General features: G+C 70.2%; 17 protein-coding genes. 8 read left to right on the forward strand and 9 right to left on the reverse strand.

Translation table 11 applies throughout. The annotated features are described in order from the left end of the window. The first annotated feature begins 89 nt into the window (after window positions 1–89). Entirely contained in the window at window positions 90–1,289 is a 1,200-nt protein-coding gene (locus tag CDO46_RS05600) for an acetyl-CoA C-acyltransferase (protein WP_087837665.1), read from the forward strand. 67 nt (window positions 1,290–1,356) lie between these two features. Then, window positions 1,357–1,773: a DUF2007 domain-containing protein gene (locus CDO46_RS05605; protein ID WP_087837577.1), complete on the forward strand. Its 417-nt coding sequence runs from the start codon at window positions 1,357–1,359 to the stop codon at window positions 1,771–1,773. Between the two features lie 9 nt (window positions 1,774–1,782). Here the strand turns inward: CDO46_RS05605 and CDO46_RS05610 are convergent, their stop codons facing one another. After that, window positions 1,783–2,274: a MarR family winged helix-turn-helix transcriptional regulator gene (locus CDO46_RS05610; protein WP_165963020.1), complete on the reverse strand. Its 492-nt coding sequence runs from the start codon at window positions 2,272–2,274 to the stop codon at window positions 1,783–1,785. Between the two features lie 144 nt (window positions 2,275–2,418). On the opposite strand from CDO46_RS05610, the gene CDO46_RS05615 reads away from it, so the two are divergent. The 5 genes from CDO46_RS05615 to CDO46_RS05635 all read left to right on the forward strand — a co-directional run bounded on the left by CDO46_RS05615 (window position 2,419) and on the right by CDO46_RS05635 (window position 6,864). Further along, the gene (locus CDO46_RS05615) at window positions 2,419–3,849 is read left to right on the forward strand and encodes a sulfatase-like hydrolase/transferase (protein ID WP_087837579.1); all 1,431 of its coding nucleotides are present in this window, start codon (window positions 2,419–2,421) and stop codon (window positions 3,847–3,849) included. A gap of 61 nt (window positions 3,850–3,910) precedes the next feature. Next, window positions 3,911–4,879, forward strand: a complete 969-nt coding sequence (locus CDO46_RS28580) for a tripartite tricarboxylate transporter substrate-binding protein (RefSeq protein ID WP_087837580.1) — start codon at window positions 3,911–3,913, stop codon at window positions 4,877–4,879. A 52-nt stretch (window positions 4,880–4,931) separates the two neighbouring features. Next, window positions 4,932–5,255, forward strand: a complete 324-nt coding sequence (locus CDO46_RS28585; protein ID WP_254914562.1) for a 4a-hydroxytetrahydrobiopterin dehydratase — start codon at window positions 4,932–4,934, stop codon at window positions 5,253–5,255. Between the two features lie 9 nt (window positions 5,256–5,264). Next, window positions 5,265–6,155 (forward strand): phenylalanine 4-monooxygenase, encoded by an 891-nt coding sequence (gene phhA, locus CDO46_RS05630; protein WP_087837582.1) that lies wholly within the window; start codon window positions 5,265–5,267, stop codon window positions 6,153–6,155. Window position 6,156: 1 nt separating this feature from the next. Beyond that, window positions 6,157–6,864 (forward strand): SDR family NAD(P)-dependent oxidoreductase, encoded by a 708-nt coding sequence (locus tag CDO46_RS05635; protein ID WP_176400664.1) that lies wholly within the window; start codon window positions 6,157–6,159, stop codon window positions 6,862–6,864. 7 nt (window positions 6,865–6,871) lie between these two features. Here CDO46_RS05635 and CDO46_RS05640 read toward each other — a convergent pair whose 3' ends face one another. From CDO46_RS05640 to CDO46_RS05650, 3 genes are all read right to left on the reverse strand, one after another. Next, window positions 6,872–7,807, reverse strand: coding sequence for a TIGR03571 family LLM class oxidoreductase (locus tag CDO46_RS05640; RefSeq protein ID WP_087837584.1), 936 nt, complete (start codon window positions 7,805–7,807; stop codon window positions 6,872–6,874). A 7-nt stretch (window positions 7,808–7,814) separates the two neighbouring features. Then, on the reverse strand, window positions 7,815–8,507 hold the full coding sequence (locus tag CDO46_RS05645; RefSeq protein WP_087837585.1) for a substrate-binding domain-containing protein: 693 nt from the start codon (window positions 8,505–8,507) through the stop codon (window positions 7,815–7,817). A 98-nt stretch (window positions 8,508–8,605) separates the two neighbouring features. After that, on the reverse strand, window positions 8,606–8,959 hold the full coding sequence (locus CDO46_RS05650) for a VOC family protein (protein WP_087837586.1): 354 nt from the start codon (window positions 8,957–8,959) through the stop codon (window positions 8,606–8,608). Between the two features lie 167 nt (window positions 8,960–9,126). Here CDO46_RS05650 and CDO46_RS05655 point away from each other — a divergent pair, with 167 nt between their 5' ends. Then, on the forward strand, window positions 9,127–10,371 hold the full coding sequence (locus CDO46_RS05655) for a DUF445 domain-containing protein (RefSeq protein WP_087837666.1): 1,245 nt from the start codon (window positions 9,127–9,129) through the stop codon (window positions 10,369–10,371). Window positions 10,372–10,387: 16 nt separating this feature from the next. On the opposite strand, the gene CDO46_RS05660 is transcribed toward CDO46_RS05655, so the two are convergent. The 5 genes from CDO46_RS05660 to CDO46_RS05680 all read right to left on the reverse strand — a co-directional run bounded on the left by CDO46_RS05660 (window position 10,388) and on the right by CDO46_RS05680 (window position 14,548). Further along, window positions 10,388–11,932, reverse strand: a complete 1,545-nt coding sequence (locus CDO46_RS05660; protein ID WP_087837587.1) for an MFS transporter — start codon at window positions 11,930–11,932, stop codon at window positions 10,388–10,390. A gap of 7 nt (window positions 11,933–11,939) precedes the next feature. After that, on the reverse strand, window positions 11,940–13,220 hold the full coding sequence (locus CDO46_RS05665; RefSeq protein ID WP_087837588.1) for an RNA polymerase sigma factor: 1,281 nt from the start codon (window positions 13,218–13,220) through the stop codon (window positions 11,940–11,942). A 4-nt stretch (window positions 13,221–13,224) separates the two neighbouring features. Next, the gene (locus tag CDO46_RS05670; protein WP_087837589.1) at window positions 13,225–13,632 is read right to left on the reverse strand and encodes a VOC family protein; all 408 of its coding nucleotides are present in this window, start codon (window positions 13,630–13,632) and stop codon (window positions 13,225–13,227) included. Window positions 13,633–13,668: 36 nt separating this feature from the next. After that, window positions 13,669–14,079 carry a YciI family protein gene (locus CDO46_RS05675; protein ID WP_087837590.1) on the reverse strand — a complete coding sequence of 137 codons (411 nt, stop codon included), beginning with the start codon at window positions 14,077–14,079 and terminating at the stop codon, window positions 13,669–13,671. A 115-nt stretch (window positions 14,080–14,194) separates the two neighbouring features. Then, the gene (locus tag CDO46_RS05680) at window positions 14,195–14,548 is read right to left on the reverse strand and encodes a YciI family protein (RefSeq protein WP_087837591.1); all 354 of its coding nucleotides are present in this window, start codon (window positions 14,546–14,548) and stop codon (window positions 14,195–14,197) included. Window positions 14,549–14,596: the final 48 nt, after the last annotated feature.

Raw genomic sequence — 14,596 nt, forward strand, 5'->3', positions numbered from 1 at the left:
CGGAGCCGGATCCACCGCATCCTGGGTGAGCAGGGCTTTGGAATATGGCGGCGCTTGCCGGCGCCACGGACGAATTGAAGGAGATGGGGATGTCACGTCAGGTTCAGGATGCGTATGTCGTTGCCGCGTCGCGCACGCCGATCGGGAAGGCGCCGCGGGGAGCGTTGCGGACGGTGCGGCCGGATGATTTGTTGATCCATGTGCTGCGCGCGGCGCTGGCGCAGGTGCCGGGGCTGGATCCGGGGCGTATCCAGGATGCCATCATCGGCTGCGCGATGCCCGAGGGCGCGCAGGGGATGAACGTGGCCAGGATTTCCACCCTGCTGGCCGGCCTGCCGCAAAGCGTGGGCGCGGTCACGGTGAACCGTTTCTGCGCGTCGGGGCTGACCGCGGTGGCGATGGCCGCCGACCGGATCCGCGTGGGCGAGGCCGACGTGATGATCGCGGGCGGCACCGAATCGATGAGCATGGTGCCGATGATGGGCATCAACCCGTCGCTGAATCCGCGGGTGTTCGAGGGCGACGAGAATATCGGCATCGCCTACGGCATGGGCCTGACCGCCGAGAAGGTGGCCGCCCAGTGGCAGGTGTCGCGGGAAGACCAGGATGCGTTCGCGCTGGCCTCGCACCAGAAGGCGCTGGCCGCCCAGCAGGCGGGCGAGTTCAAGGACGAGATCGCTCCCATCGAGGTGGTGACGCACTTCCCCGACCTGGAGGCGGAGAAGGTGGCGGTGCGCAAGCGCACGATGTCGCTGGACGAAGGGCCGCGTGCCGACACCAGCGCCGAGGCGCTGGCCAGGTTGCGGCCGGTGTTCGCGGCCAAGGGCAGCGTGACCGCCGGCAACAGTTCCCAGACCTCGGACGGCGCGGGCGCGCTGGTGCTGGTGTCCGAGAGAGCGCTCAAGGAATTCAACCTCGTGCCGCTGGCGCGTTTCGTGACCGCCACGGTGCGGGGCGTGCCGCCGGAGATCATGGGCATCGGCCCCAAGGAAGCCGTGCCCGCCGCGCTGCGGCAGGCCGGCCTGTCGCTGTCCGATATCGACTGGATCGAACTCAATGAGGCGTTCGCCGCGCAGTCGCTGGCGGTGATCCGCGACCTGGGCCTGGACCCGGCCAGGGTCAATCCGATGGGGGGCGCGATCGCGCTTGGCCACCCGCTGGGGGCGACCGGCGCGATCCGTGCCTCTACCGTGGTGCATGCGCTGCGGCGCAGGAACCTGAAGTACGGCATGGTCACGATGTGCGTGGGCACGGGCATGGGCGCCGCGGGAATCTTCGAGCGGGTCTAGTCGCGTGGTCGAGACGGGGCGTGGCGATTCCTGGCGGGACGCCGCGCGGCGACGGGAGGGGCGTGCAATGGCGGAGTTCGTCACCCTGGAAGTCCATACCAACCCTTGGGACGCCCACATCACCCGTGGGCTGCTGGAAAGCGAGGGCATCCCGGTGCTGCTGCAGAACGAGCACCAGGTATGGGCCAACTGGCCTTTCTCGCTGGCCCTGGGCGGTGTGCAGGTGCAGGTTCCCGCCTTGTCGCTGCCGCGCGCGCAGGCGGTGCTGGCGCGCCGCAACAGCGGGGAGTATCAGCAGGAAGTGTTCGACCAGCCCGTCGCCGCGCGATGCGAGGCCTGCGGCGGCACGCGGTTCGCGCGCGACGTGAACTGGCCGCAGGTGGCGCTGGCACTGGTGACGCTGTGCTGGAGCAGCGTCATCTTCCCGCCTCGCAGGGGACCGATGAAATGCGTGGACTGCGGAACGCCAGCTGGCGAGGCCTGAGCCGGGCGGCTACCGGCCCTTCGCGCGATCGGCGTTCTCCTGCATCCGGCGCAGCAGTTCCAGCAAGCGTTCCACCTCTTCCCTGTCGAATCCTTCCAGCATCCTGGCCTGCCTGTCCATGGCCCGGGCGATCAGCGCCTGGCCGGTCTGCCGGCCCCGCGGCGTCACGCTGAAGATGGTGCGGCGCGCGTCGGCGGGATCGGGGATGGAGCCCACCAGTCCCGCCTGAGCCAGCTTGGCCAGCGTGCGGCTGACCCAGGCCTTGTCGATGTGCATGATCTGGCACAGGGGCGTGACGCCCATGTCGCCGCGCGTGGCCAGGACCACCAGGCAGCGGTATTCGGGCAGCGTGAGGCCGGCCACTTCCTGCGCATCCCGTTCGGCCAGGCCGCCCAGGCTGGATGACAGCCGGAAGATGACGAAGCCCAGCAGCGAGGTCAGGTCGAAATCGACCGGCGCGGTTCCGCGCCGGCGGGACGAGGATCGGGAGGGGGCGGTCATGGGCATCGGCCGGGACGAAAGTGGAACGGACAGGCGCCATGTTGACAGAAGAGCGTGCCGGCCGCCAATTGGTTGTCAAAACATCATTGACAACACAACAAAAAGCGCGCATCGTCTCTTCCGCAGCGTTCAACGATCCGTTTCATGGCTTCCAATCTCCTGATCATCCTGTCGGACGAACACAGCCCCGGCGTCATGGGCTGCGCCGGCCATGGCGAGGTGTCGACTCCGCACCTGGATGCGCTGGCGGCGTCGGGTACGCGTTTCGCCAACGCGGTATGCGCCAGCCCCATCTGTGTGCCGACCCGTGCCGCGCTCGCCACCGGGCGGGCGGTGCACGAGGCCGGCTACTGGGACAATGTCGATGCCTACGACGGTGCCGTGCCCAGCTGGCACCACGTGCTGCGCGAGCACGGGCATGAAGTGGTGTCCATAGGCAAGCTGCACTATCGCGGCGCCCCGGGCGAGGACTACGGTTTTTCCGAAAGCCTGCTGCCCATGCACATCCATGGCGGCCGGGGCGAGGTCAAGATGCTGCTGCGCGATCCGCCCGCCTCGCTGGGCGACGGCGCGAACATGCTGGCCTCGGCGCGTGCGGGCGAGTCGGACTACAACCGCTACGACGACCGCATCTGCGACACGGCGGTCCGATGGTTGCGTCGCAAGGCGGCGACGCCCACCCCGGACAAGCCCTGGGTACTGATGGTATCGCTGGTCGCGCCGCATTTTCCGCTGACGGTGCCGGCGCCCTTCTTCGACCGCTATGCCGCGCAGCCCCTGCGCCTGCCCAAGGCCTATCGGTTCGGCATCGACGAGGCGGCCCATCCCTTCATCCGCCAGTATGCGCGCGAGACCGGCTACAACGTCCATTTCCGCGACGAATCGGATGTCAGGCGGGCGCTGGCCGGCTACTACGGCCTGGTCAGCTTCCTGGATGCCAAGGTGGGCACGCTGGTGCGCACGCTGAAGGAGTGCGGGCTGGACGACGCGACGCGCATCATGTACCTGAGCGACCATGGCGACAACGTGGGGGCGCGGGGCCTCTGGGGCAAGAGCACCATGTATGCCGAGTCGGTGGGCATACCGATGATCCTATCCGGTGCCGGCATCGAGGCCGGACGGGTCGAGCGCACGCCCGTCGGCCAGACCGATGTCTACGATACCGTGCTGGACGCGGTGGGCGTACCCGCCGATGCCGGACGCGTGTCGCCATCGGCGCGTTCGCTGCTGCGGGAGCTGCCCGCCGACCGCGCGGTGCTGTCCGAATACCATACCGTGGGTTCGCGCGCGGCCGTCTTCATGCTGCGCGACGTCCATACCAAGTACGTCCACTATTGCGACCATCCTCCCCAGTTGTTCGACCTGGACGACGATCCGGACGAACTGCACGACATCGCCGCGAAGTCGCCGGGCCGCGTGCATGCCTGGCGCGAGCGGCTGGCCGGGTTCTGCGACCCCGACGAGGTCGATCGCCGCGCCAAGGCGCGACAGGCCGAATTGATCCGGCGCCATGGCGGCGACGCGGCGATCCGGGCCGGGACGGGCATAGGGGGATACACGCCGGTCTTGGCGTGAGGAGCGGATTCCATCGCGGCGCCCGGCGCCGCATCATCACAAAACCGGCAGGAGACAAGACATGAAGTACCCCAGGGTCCTACGCGGACTGATCGCGGCCGCGCTGGCCGCCGTGGCCGGCATGGCCCAGGCACAGCAGGCCGGCGCGCGGTTGCTGGTGGGCTATCCGGCCGGCGGGGCGCCCGATGCCGTGGCGCGCGTGTTCGCCGAGCACCTGCGGCAGGTCGCCGGCTTTCCCGTGGTGGTGGAGAACCGCGCCGGCGCGACCGGCAAGCTGGCCATCGATGCGGTGCAGGCCGCCCCCGCCGACGGCCAGACGCTGATGGTGATGCCGGCCAGTTCGCTGCTGCTGACGCCCATGGTGCTGAAGTCCGCCCACTACGACGCAGTCCGGGATTTCGCGCCGGTGTCCGCATTGGCCGAATACGGCTTCGGCGTGGCGCTGGGGCCCGCCGCGCAGGGCGCCACGCTGGCGGCGTTCATGGCCTGGGCCAAGGGCCATGCCGACCAGGCCAACTACGCGACGCCCGGCCTGGGGACGCCGCAGCACTTCCTGGGCGCGGAGCTGGCCAGGCAGGGCGGCACGCCGTTGACGCACGTGCCCTACCGCGGAGGCGCCAATGCCGTCACCGACGTGCTGGGCGGGCAGGTCGCGGCGCTGATCACCACCGAGCAACTGCTCGTTCCCTACCAGGCCCAGGGCAAGCTGCGCGCCGTGTTGATCACCTCGCCGCAGCGCAATGCCAAGCTGCCGGGCGTGCCGACCGCGCGCGAAGCCGGCCTGCCGCAGCTCGAGGCGGTGGATTGGTTCGGCCTTTTCGCCAAGGCGGGAACGCCGGCCGACCGGCTGGCGCAGTGGCAGGCGCGGGCCGATGCGGTGCTGGCCAGCCCCGCCTATCGCAAGGCGATCGCCGACCTCGGCTACGCCCTGCCGGCTCAGCCCACCGCCGGGCTCGGGTCCAGGCTGGAGCGCGAACGTGGCCAGTGGCGCGACCGGATGCGGGTTTCCGGTTTCCAGGCAACGGAATAAGATTTGTCGGGGAGCGCAGGCCGCGCGACAGCCGGGGCGCGGCTGCGGTGCGATCTCCCGGCGCAAGGAGCAGGCCATGCAGAAGTTGAGTGCGCAGGACATCGAGCAGGCGATGGCGAAGCTGCCCGAGTGGCAGCTGGACGCGCAGCGGGGCGCCATCCGGCGCCGGTTCCAGTTCCAGGATTTCAGCCAGGCCTTCGCGTTCATGACGCGCATCGCCCTGTATGCGGAAAAGAACGATCACCATCCCGAGTGGTCCAACGTCTACAACCGGGTGGACGTCACGCTGACCACCCATGACGCGAACGGCCTGACACAGCGCGACATCGACCTGGCGCGCCACGCCGACGAGGCTGCGCGCGCCCATTCCGGATAAGAGGCCAGGATGAAGCACCCATCGACCGCGCCCAAGCACGGTCTTGCCGCCGGCGACGCGGGCCGGCCGGAGCGGGCGGACTGGACCATAGACCAGGGCTGGGAGCGCTACACCCAGGAAGAGCACGCCGTCTGGAGGTTCCTGTTCGAGCGGCAGTCCAGGCTGGTGCCGGGCCGCGCCTGCCGCGAGTTCGAGGAGGGCATGCGCGACCTGCCCATAGGCGCGGACCAGATTCCCGATTTCCGCCGCCTGAGCGACGTGCTGTCGCGGCGCACCGGCTGGCAGGTGGTGGCCGTGCCCGGCCTGGTGCCCGACGACGTGTTCTTCGAGCACCTGGCCAACCGGCGTTTTCCCGCCGGGCAGTTCATCCGCCGCGCCGACCAGCTCGACTACCTGGAAGAGCCCGATGTCTTCCACGACGTCTTCGGCCACGTGCCCATGCTGATGAACCCCATCCTGGCGGATTTCGTGCAGGCCTACGGCGAAGGCGGGCTGCGTGCCCAGCGCATGGGTGTGCTGCCCAACCTGGCGCGCGTGTACTGGTACACCGTGGAGTTCGGCCTGGTGCAGCAGACCGAGGGGTTGCGCATCTACGGCTCGGGCATCATCTCGTCGTACGCGGAAAGCCTGTTCGCGCTGGCAGACCCCTCGCCCAACCGGGTCCGCTTCGAACTGGAGCGCGTGATGCGGACGCGCTATCGCATCGACGATTTCCAGGAAACCTATTTCGTGCTGCACGACCTGGAAGAACTGCTGGAGCTCGCGCGGGTCGATTTCGCGCCCGTCTACGAGCGCGTACGCCAGCAATCCGAACTGGAGCCGGGCATCCTGCTGCCGGGGGACGACATCATGACCCGGGGTACGGGCGCTTACCATGCCGCGCGGGCGGAAGGGAACTGACATGGCATCGACACATACGGGGCGGCGCACGGTCATGGTCACCGGCGCGGCTGGAACGTTGGGCGGCGCCGTTGCCGCCGCCTTTGCCGCCGAGGGCGCCAACCTGGTGCTGCTGGACCGCCGCGAGGCGCAACCGCCGGCGGGGCTGGGCGCGGCCTCGTGCCTGATCGCGCCGGTGGATCTGCTGGATGCCGGGCAGGTCGCGGATGCGGCGGACCGCGCGCGGGACCGCTTCGGCGCGATCGACGTGCTGTGCAACATCGCCGGCGGTTTCCGCATGGGCGAGGCCGTGCACGAGATCCGCGACGCCACCTGGAATTTCCTGCTGGACCTGAACGCCCGCAGCATCGTCCATACCGCGCGCGCCGTCGTGCCCGGCATGGTGGCACGGGGTGAAGGCCGGATCGTCAACGTCGCCGCCCATGCCGCCTTGCGCGGCACGGCCGGCATGGGCGCCTATTGCGCCTCGAAAAGCGCGGTCATGCGGCTGACCGAGTCCATGGCAGCGGAGCTGCGCGAGCGGGGCATCAACGTCAATTGCGTCATGCCCACCATCATCGATACGCCCGAGAACCGGCGCGACATGCCGGATGCCGATCCCGCGCGCTGGGTGGCGCCGGCCGACCTGGCCGAAGTGATCCGCTTCCTGGCTTCGCCGGCGGCCCGCGCCGTCCACGGCGCGGCATTGCCGGTGACGGGCCTGTCCTGAAGGCCGTTCAGGACAGCTCGGCGTTCAGCGGGGCCAGCTCGGCGATGACATCCGGCAGCGGCCGGGCGCCTGCGGGCAGGTTCAGGCTGACATGGTGGGTGCCGGCTTCGCGCATGCGCGCCAGGATGCCGGCCAGCGCCCGTGCGCCGGTGCGATAGCCCAGTTCGATGGCTTCGGCCGGGGCTTCGGGGCGGTCCAGCAGTTCCACGCGCATGGCGACGCCGAAGGCACGGAACTGGCCCGGCGCGGCGCGTTCCACCGCCTGGCGCCACATCCCGTGGCGGCCGCGCTGTACTTCCGGCGGACGGTGGTAGGTGGTCCAGCCCACCGCGTGGCGGGCGATCCAGTCCAGGCTCTGGCCGGCCGAACCGACGGCCAGCATGGGCACGGGCGTGGCGGGGAGCGGCCGCAGGCTGAAGGCCACGGGCGGATCGTCCTGCACGTCGGGCACGACGCGCGGCGGGGTCCCCAGCGCGGCCGACAGTTGTTCCCAGCGCGCGCGGAAATCCTCGCGCCGGGTGGCGGCATCACGGCCGAACGCCAGGTATTCGGGCGGCCGGTCGCCCGATCCCAGTCCCAGCACGAAGCGTCCCGGCGCCAGCGAGGCGATCGAGACGGCGCCCTTGGCGACGTGCAGCGGATGGCGCAGCGTCAGCACGACGGCACCCGTCACGAGGCCGATGCGCCGGGTGCGCGCGGCCAGCGCGCCCAGCCATGTCCACGGATCGAGATGGCCGATGGCTTCGGGATAACCGGGATGGTTCAGCGGCACGTCGCGCACCCACAGCGCGGCGAAACCCGCCGATTCGGCCTGGGCCGCCAGTTCCAGTTGATGGTGGAAATCGACTTCGCGCCGGCCGGCATGTTCGGCGGCGTCGACCCAGGGCAGGGCCAGTCCCAGCGTCAGCCGGTCGGCCTGGAACAGGGACGCCGCGGCGTTCATGGCGGCCCTAGGCGGGGTCCATGCCGTTCTTGCGCTTGATCTCGGCCGCGTCGGCGCTGGCCATGAAGGCCAGCAGTTCGCGCACGGTGTCCTGCCGGGTGCAGGTGGCGGCCACGCCGGCGGAGAAGGTGGTCATGACCTGCAGGCCGGGGGGCAGGGGACCCACGATGTCGATGCCCGGCACGTTCATCATTTCGCTCAGTTGCTGGAATCCGAGATCGACTTCGCCCTTGGCGATCAGGGTCCCCACCGGGATGCCGGGCTTGGCCTGGACGGTGCGGTCCTTGATCTGGTCGGCGATGCCCCAGCGTTCGAACAGTTTGGACAGGTAGACGCCGCTGGGACCGGTGGAGTAGCCGATGGTGCCAGCGTCCAGCACGGCCTGCCTGAGGGCGGTTTCGGAGCCGATGTCCGGGCGCGGCGCGCCGGCGCGCACGGCCACGTAGACGCCCGATACGACCAGGTCCACGCGGCTGCCCGCCACGATATGCCCGGCTTCGGTCATCTGGTCGATGACGTTGGCGGCCAGCACGACGGCGTCCAGGGCTTCGCCGGACTGCACGCGCCGGGCGGCATCGACGCCGCCGACGGATTCCACGAGGATGTCCTGCTGTGCGTGCGATTGCTGGAATTGGGCGACGAGATCGGCAAGCAGCTGCTTGGTTGCCATCGAGGAAAGGATGTGGATCTGGGATGCCATGGTTTGCGTCCTGTGAGTCGGCGGCCGGCACGGCCCTGCCGGCAGATTAGAACATAGGGGCGTCGCGCGTCGGGACGCCTGCTCGGCCGGGTGCCGGCCTACGAGCGATGCGTCAGGATGTTGACCAGATTGCCGAACGGGTCGCGCACGTAGAAGCGCCGCACGCCCCAGGCTTCGTCGCAGGGCCCGTAGACGATCTCGGCCCCGTGCGCGCGGGCGCGGGCCAGCACGTCGTCCACGTCGTCGACCTCGATGGACAGCGCCGGCACGGGCGTGCCCGAACCGCCTTCGCTGGCCACGCTGACCTGGGGCGTCTGGCTGCCGCCGGACGCGAAGGTCATGAGCCAGCCGTGGTCCATGACCACGTCCAGGCCCAGCAGCCTGCCGTAGAACTCCCGCGCGAGGGCGGGGTCGGGGGTGGAGAGATTGGCGACGATGCGGCGGACGGTCATGGCGGTCGTGCTCCGGAAGCGAATCTTGACCGGAGATTCTATCGCCCGCGACCCCCGCGGCTGGAAGCGCGCCGCGGCCGTGGGTAAAGTGGAGGCTTGCCCACCGAAGCACCGCCGTCTTGAATCCTTCCCCATCCGCCGATCCCCGCCTGGCCCGCCTGCGCCGCATGAAACTGGGCGCGCTGGGCCTGCTTGCCGCGTCGTTGGCGGGTTTCGGGCTCAGCCATGCGATGGGCGGGCAGGGCGCCTGGGCCTGGGTCCGGGCCTTCTGCGAGGCCGCCACGGTGGGCGCGCTGGCCGACTGGTTCGCCGTGGTGGCGCTGTTCAAGCGGCCGCTGGGCCTGCCGATTCCCCACACCGCCATCGTTCCCGCCAACCAGGCGCGCCTGGGGGACAACCTGGCCGTGTTCGTGCGCGATCATTTCCTGGCGCCCGACGCGCTGCTGGCCAGGCTCCAGGTATTCGACCCGGCCAGCCGGCTGGGCGCATGGCTGAGCGAGCCGGCCCAGGCGCGCATGGCGGCGGGCATGGCGCGCACGTGGCTGTCGCAGGCGCTGGACCTGCTGGACGAGCGGGTCGTGCGCGAGGCCATCCAGTCTTTCGTCGTCGCCCGCCTGCGGGCCTGGGATGCCGGGGCGACGGCGGGAGAGGTGCTGGGATTGCTGACGCGCGACGGCCGCCATCATCAATTGCTGGACGAGGCCCTGCGGCGCCTGGGGGGCTACCTGGACGACGAGGGCGTCAAGGAGCGGGTGTCGGATCTGATGGTGAAATACGCGCGCAAGGAATGGCCCAGGATCGTCGGGACCGTGAACCTGGTGAAACCGGTCGAAGGGATCGCCGACAATCTGGCGGACCGGCTGGCGCGCGCGCTGCTGGATGAACTGCACGAGGTGTTGTCGCGGCCCGATCATCCGCTGCGCCAGGACTACGAGGCCTGGGTGGCGGACTACGTGGCGCGGCTGCGCGACGATCCGCAATTGCGCGAGCAGATCGACGGCATCAAGTCGCGGCTGATCGATCACCCCTCGGTGCAGGCGTACGTGCAGGGGCTGTGGGCAGAGATCCACGCGGCCCTGCGCCGCAACCTGGATGCGCAGGACTCGCCGCTGGCGCGGCACCTGGAGCAGAGCCTGCTGGGACTGGGCCGCCAGCTGGCCGCCAATCCCGCCCTGCGCGAAGCGATCAACGAACATGTCATGACCGGCGCGCGCAGCCTGGCGGCCCGGCTGCGCGAAGGGGTCACCGAGCATATCGCCCAGACCGTCAGGGGCTGGGACGAAAAGCGGCTGGTGCAGGCGCTGGAGCTGAGCGTGGGCCCCGACCTGCAATACATCCGCTACAACGGCACGCTGGTGGGCGGGCTGATCGGGATCGGCCTGCACGCGCTGGTGCTCGCCTTCGGCGGCTGAGCGGCGGCCGGCCGCGCTACGCCGCGTCGTCGCGCAGTGCCTGGGCGCGGGCGGATCCGCCGCGCAGGATGCAGGCCGCGGCCACGGCCGCGCACAGTGTCAGTACGGCGCCGACCGCCGCGGAGAGTTGCAGCGCATCGACGAACGCCCCGCGCGCCACCGCCAGCATGGCGTCGGCCTGCGGCGTGGGCAGCGCATGCGCCGCCGCCACCGCGGCGCCCAGCGTCGACGAGGCGGTCTCGGCTACTTGCGCCGGGATGCCCTCCGGCATGCCCGCCGATAGGCCGGAACGGTAGATCATCGTGCCCATGCTGCCGAATACCGCGATGCCGAGCGCGCCGCTGAATTCGGCGCTGGTTTCGGAGATGGCCGAGGCCGAGCCCGCCCGCTGCGGCGGCGCCGAGGTGATGATCATCTCGTTGCCGATGGTGAACACCGGCGCCATGCCCAGACTCATCACGATCAGGCCCGCCATGATGGCTTCGAGTCCGTAGGGGCGGTCGGCCAGCAGCACCATCAGGAAACCGGCGGCGGCCGCGAGCAGTCCGCCCACGAAGATGGACAGCGGCGGCACGCGCCGGGCCAGCCTCGGGGCGAGCAGCGAGCCCGCGACGAAGCCCAGCGCCCAGGGCACGGTGACCAGGCCCGCCCGCAGCGGGTCCAGGCCCAGCACCAGTTGCAGGTACTGCGTGATGAAGATGTAGACGCCGAACATGGCGAGGCAGGACAGCGCGTAGGCGGCGATGGCGGCGCTGAAGGCCGGCCGCATGAACAGGTTCAGGTCCAGCAGCGGATAGGGCAGGCGCCGCTGGCGCCGCACGAAGGCCACGCCCACCGCGAATCCCGCCGCGATGATGGCGGCGGCGGTCCACGACGCGCCGTGCTGGGCGATCTGCTTGAGTCCGTAGATCATCGCCAGCACGGCGAACAGGGACTGCGCCACGCTGGGCGGGTCGATGCGGCCGGCGTCCGGGTCGCGGTATTCCGGCAGCAGCACCGGGCCGAGCACGAGCAGGAGCAGCATCACCGGCACCGCGACCAGGAAGACCGATCCCCACCAGAAGAATTGCAGCAGCACCCCGCCCACCAGCGGCCCGATGGCGCTGCCGAGCGAGAAGCTGGCGATCCAGACGCCGATCGCGAACTGGCGCTCGTGCTCGTCGTGGAACATGTTGCGGATCAGGGACATGGTCGATGGTGCCAGGGTGGCGCCCGCGATGCCCAGCAGGGCCCGCATGGCGATCAGCATGCCCGCGCTGTCGGAGAAGGCCGCGATGGCCGAGGCGACGCCGAACGCCGCGGCGCCGATCAGCAGCAGCTTGCGGCGCCCGATGCGGTCGCCCAGGGTGCCCATGGTGATGAGCAGGCCCGCGACCAGGAAGCCGTAGATGTCGATGATCCACAAGAGTTGCGAACTGGACGGGTTGAGCTGGGCGCTGATGGCGGGCAGGGCCAGGTTGAGCACGGTCAGGTCCATCGCGTAGACCATGCAGGGCAGCGCGATGACGGCCAGTCCTATCCATTCCTTGCGGGTGGCCTTGGGAGACGGGGATGAGGTCATGGGAGGATCAGTGGGAAGGGAGGGCTTGGGCAGCACGCTCCAGGAGAAGTTCCTGTTCCCGTAGGTTGCGGGTCATGGCGGCGGCGCGCAGGAATTCCTCGCGCGCCTCGGCGTGGCGCCCGAGTTTCTGCAGCAGGTCGCCGCGCACGCTGGGCAGCCAGTGGTAGTTCGCCAGGGCCGGCTCGGAACGCAGCGCGTCCGCCAGCGCCAGGCCGGCGGCGGGGCCGAAGGCCATGCCGACCGCCACGGCGCGGTTCAGCTCGACCACGGGGGACGGGGCCACCTGCGCCAGGGCGTCGTACAAGGCCACGATGCGTTCCCAGTCGGTCTCGTCCGGCGTCCGGGCCCGGGCATGGCAGGCGGCCAGCGCGGCCTGCAAGGCATAGGGGCCGTGCGCTCCGCCCAGGGCTTCGGCCCGGGCCAGGGCCGCCAGGCCGCGCCGTATCAGCAGCGGGTCCCAGCGCGTGCGATCCTGGTCCATCAGCAGGACGGGGCGCCCGTCGGCGTCGGTGCGGGCCGGCAGACGCGAGGCCTGGATCTCCAGCAGCGCGCACAGGCCATGCACCTCGCCCTCGTCCGGTGCCAATCCCGCCAGTACGCGCGCCAGCCGCAGCGCCTCGCCGCACAGCGCCGGCCGCATCCAGTCGTCGCCGGCCGTGGCCGAATAGCCCTCGTTGAAGACCAGGTAGATCACTTCCAGTACCGAGTCCAGGCGGGCCGCGCGCTCATGCGCGTGGGGCACCTCGAACGGCACCCTGGCCGCCGACAGGGTGCGCTTGGCACGCACGATGCGCTGGGCGATGGTGGCCTCGGGCACCAGGAAGGCGCGGGCGATCTCGCCGGCCGTCAAGCCGCCCAGCAGGCGCAGCGTCAGCGCCACGCGGGCGTCGGTGGACAGGACGGGATGGCAGGCGGTGAAGATCAGGCGCAGCAGGTCGTCGCCCACTTCGTCGTCGCGTGCGGCTTCGACCAGGGCCGCCGGATCCGGCGCATGGCCCGCGCCCAGCACTTCGGTCTCGTGGCCGTACTCCTCGTGCTTGCGCGCGTGCAGGGCGGCCTGGCGCAGGCGGTCCAGCGCCCGGTTCTTCGCGGTGGTCATCAGCCAGGCTCCGGGATTGTCCGGCACGCCATCTCCGGGCCATCGTTCCAGCGCGGCCACCAGCGCGTCCTGCGCCAGTTCCTCCGCCAGGCCGACGTCGCGCACCAGCCGCGCAACGCCCGCGATGATGCGGGCCGATTCGATCCGCCAGACGGCTTCGATGGCCCGGTGGGTGGCGGCCTGGGTCACAGGCTCAGCCCTGCTCGACCGTGGCCGGGTCCATGTAGAAGACCTCCCATGCATGGCCGTCCGGGTCGTCGAAGCCATGGCTGTACATGAAGCCGTGGTCCTGCGGAGGCCGCGGTGCCGTGCCGCCGGCGGCCAGGGCCTTGCGCACCATGTCGTCGACGGCTTCCCGGCTGTCGCAGGTCAGGGCCACCAGGACTTCGGTGCTTTCCCGGGCATCACTGATCGGCTTGCTGGCGAAACCGCGGAAAAAATCCGTGGTGAGCAGCATGGCGTAGATGTTCTCGCCGATGACCATGCAGGCGGCCTTTTCGTTGGTGAACTGGGCGTTGAAGGTGAAGCCGAGCTGGCCGAAGAAGGCCTGGGTGCGCGGCAGGTCGGCGACGGGCAGGTTGACGAAGATCTGCTTGTGCATGATGGATTCCTTGGGAAGAGAGGGGCGCGCGGCGCGTTATCGGCTGGTCGTTTCCAGCTTCCGGAAGCGGTCCACCGCTTCGCTCGGGCCGAGGTCGTCCAGCTCGAAGAGCTCGCGCACCTCGATCTCGCCGTCGGCCTCGGCCATGGGCGAGGGAAAGCGCCGGGCCCATTCCATGGCTTCCTCGCGCGAGCGGACCTGGATCAGCGTGTAGCCGGCGATCAGCTCCTTGGTCTCGGCGAAGGGGCCGTCGATGACGGTGCCCTTGCCGGCACGGTAGCGGATACGCCAGCCCCGGGACGAGGGCTTCAGGCCGTTGGCGTCCAGCAGCACGCCGGCCTTGGCCAGTTCCTCGTGGTAGGCGGTCATCGCGGCTAGCAGGGGTTCCTCGGGCATGACGCCGGCCTCGGTGTCGGCGGTGGCGCGGACGATGATCATGAATCGCATGGCGGTTTCTCCGGTGGTTGCAAGCCCGGGCGTGGGCTCTTGTCCCTACGACGATCGGCGCGGGCCGGAATCGACATGGCGGAGACGGCCTAGGGAAACTACCAGGTCGAGCGGTTCAGCGGTAGCAGGGAGCCACCTCGCGGACCTCGACCGTGCACCATTGCGCCGCCGGGCAGGCTTGCGCGATGGCTACGGCCTCCTCGCGCGTGGCGCAGTCCAGCAGGAAGAAGCCGCCTATCATTTCCTTGGCTTCGGCGAACGGCCCGTCCACCAGGCGGGTGCGGCCGTCCCGCTTCTGCACGCGCACGGCGCCGTCCTGCGAGGCCAGCGATTCGGCGGCCAGCAACAGGCCGCGCGTCTTCAGATCGGCGCCGAAGGCGACCATGCGGTCGTAGAGGTCGCGGCCCGCCGCCTCGCTGCGTTCGGCGCGCTGGCCGGTGGGTTCGACGATGAGCAGCATGTAGGCCATGGGGACTCGCAAGAGAGGGCCGCGGGGCGCGGCCGGCGAAGGCGGAGC

Origin of the sequence: Pigmentiphaga sp. NML030171 (genome assembly GCF_002188635.1) — a bacterium.
GTDB classification, from domain to species: domain Bacteria; phylum Pseudomonadota; class Gammaproteobacteria; order Burkholderiales; family Burkholderiaceae_B; genus Pigmentiphaga; species Pigmentiphaga daeguensis.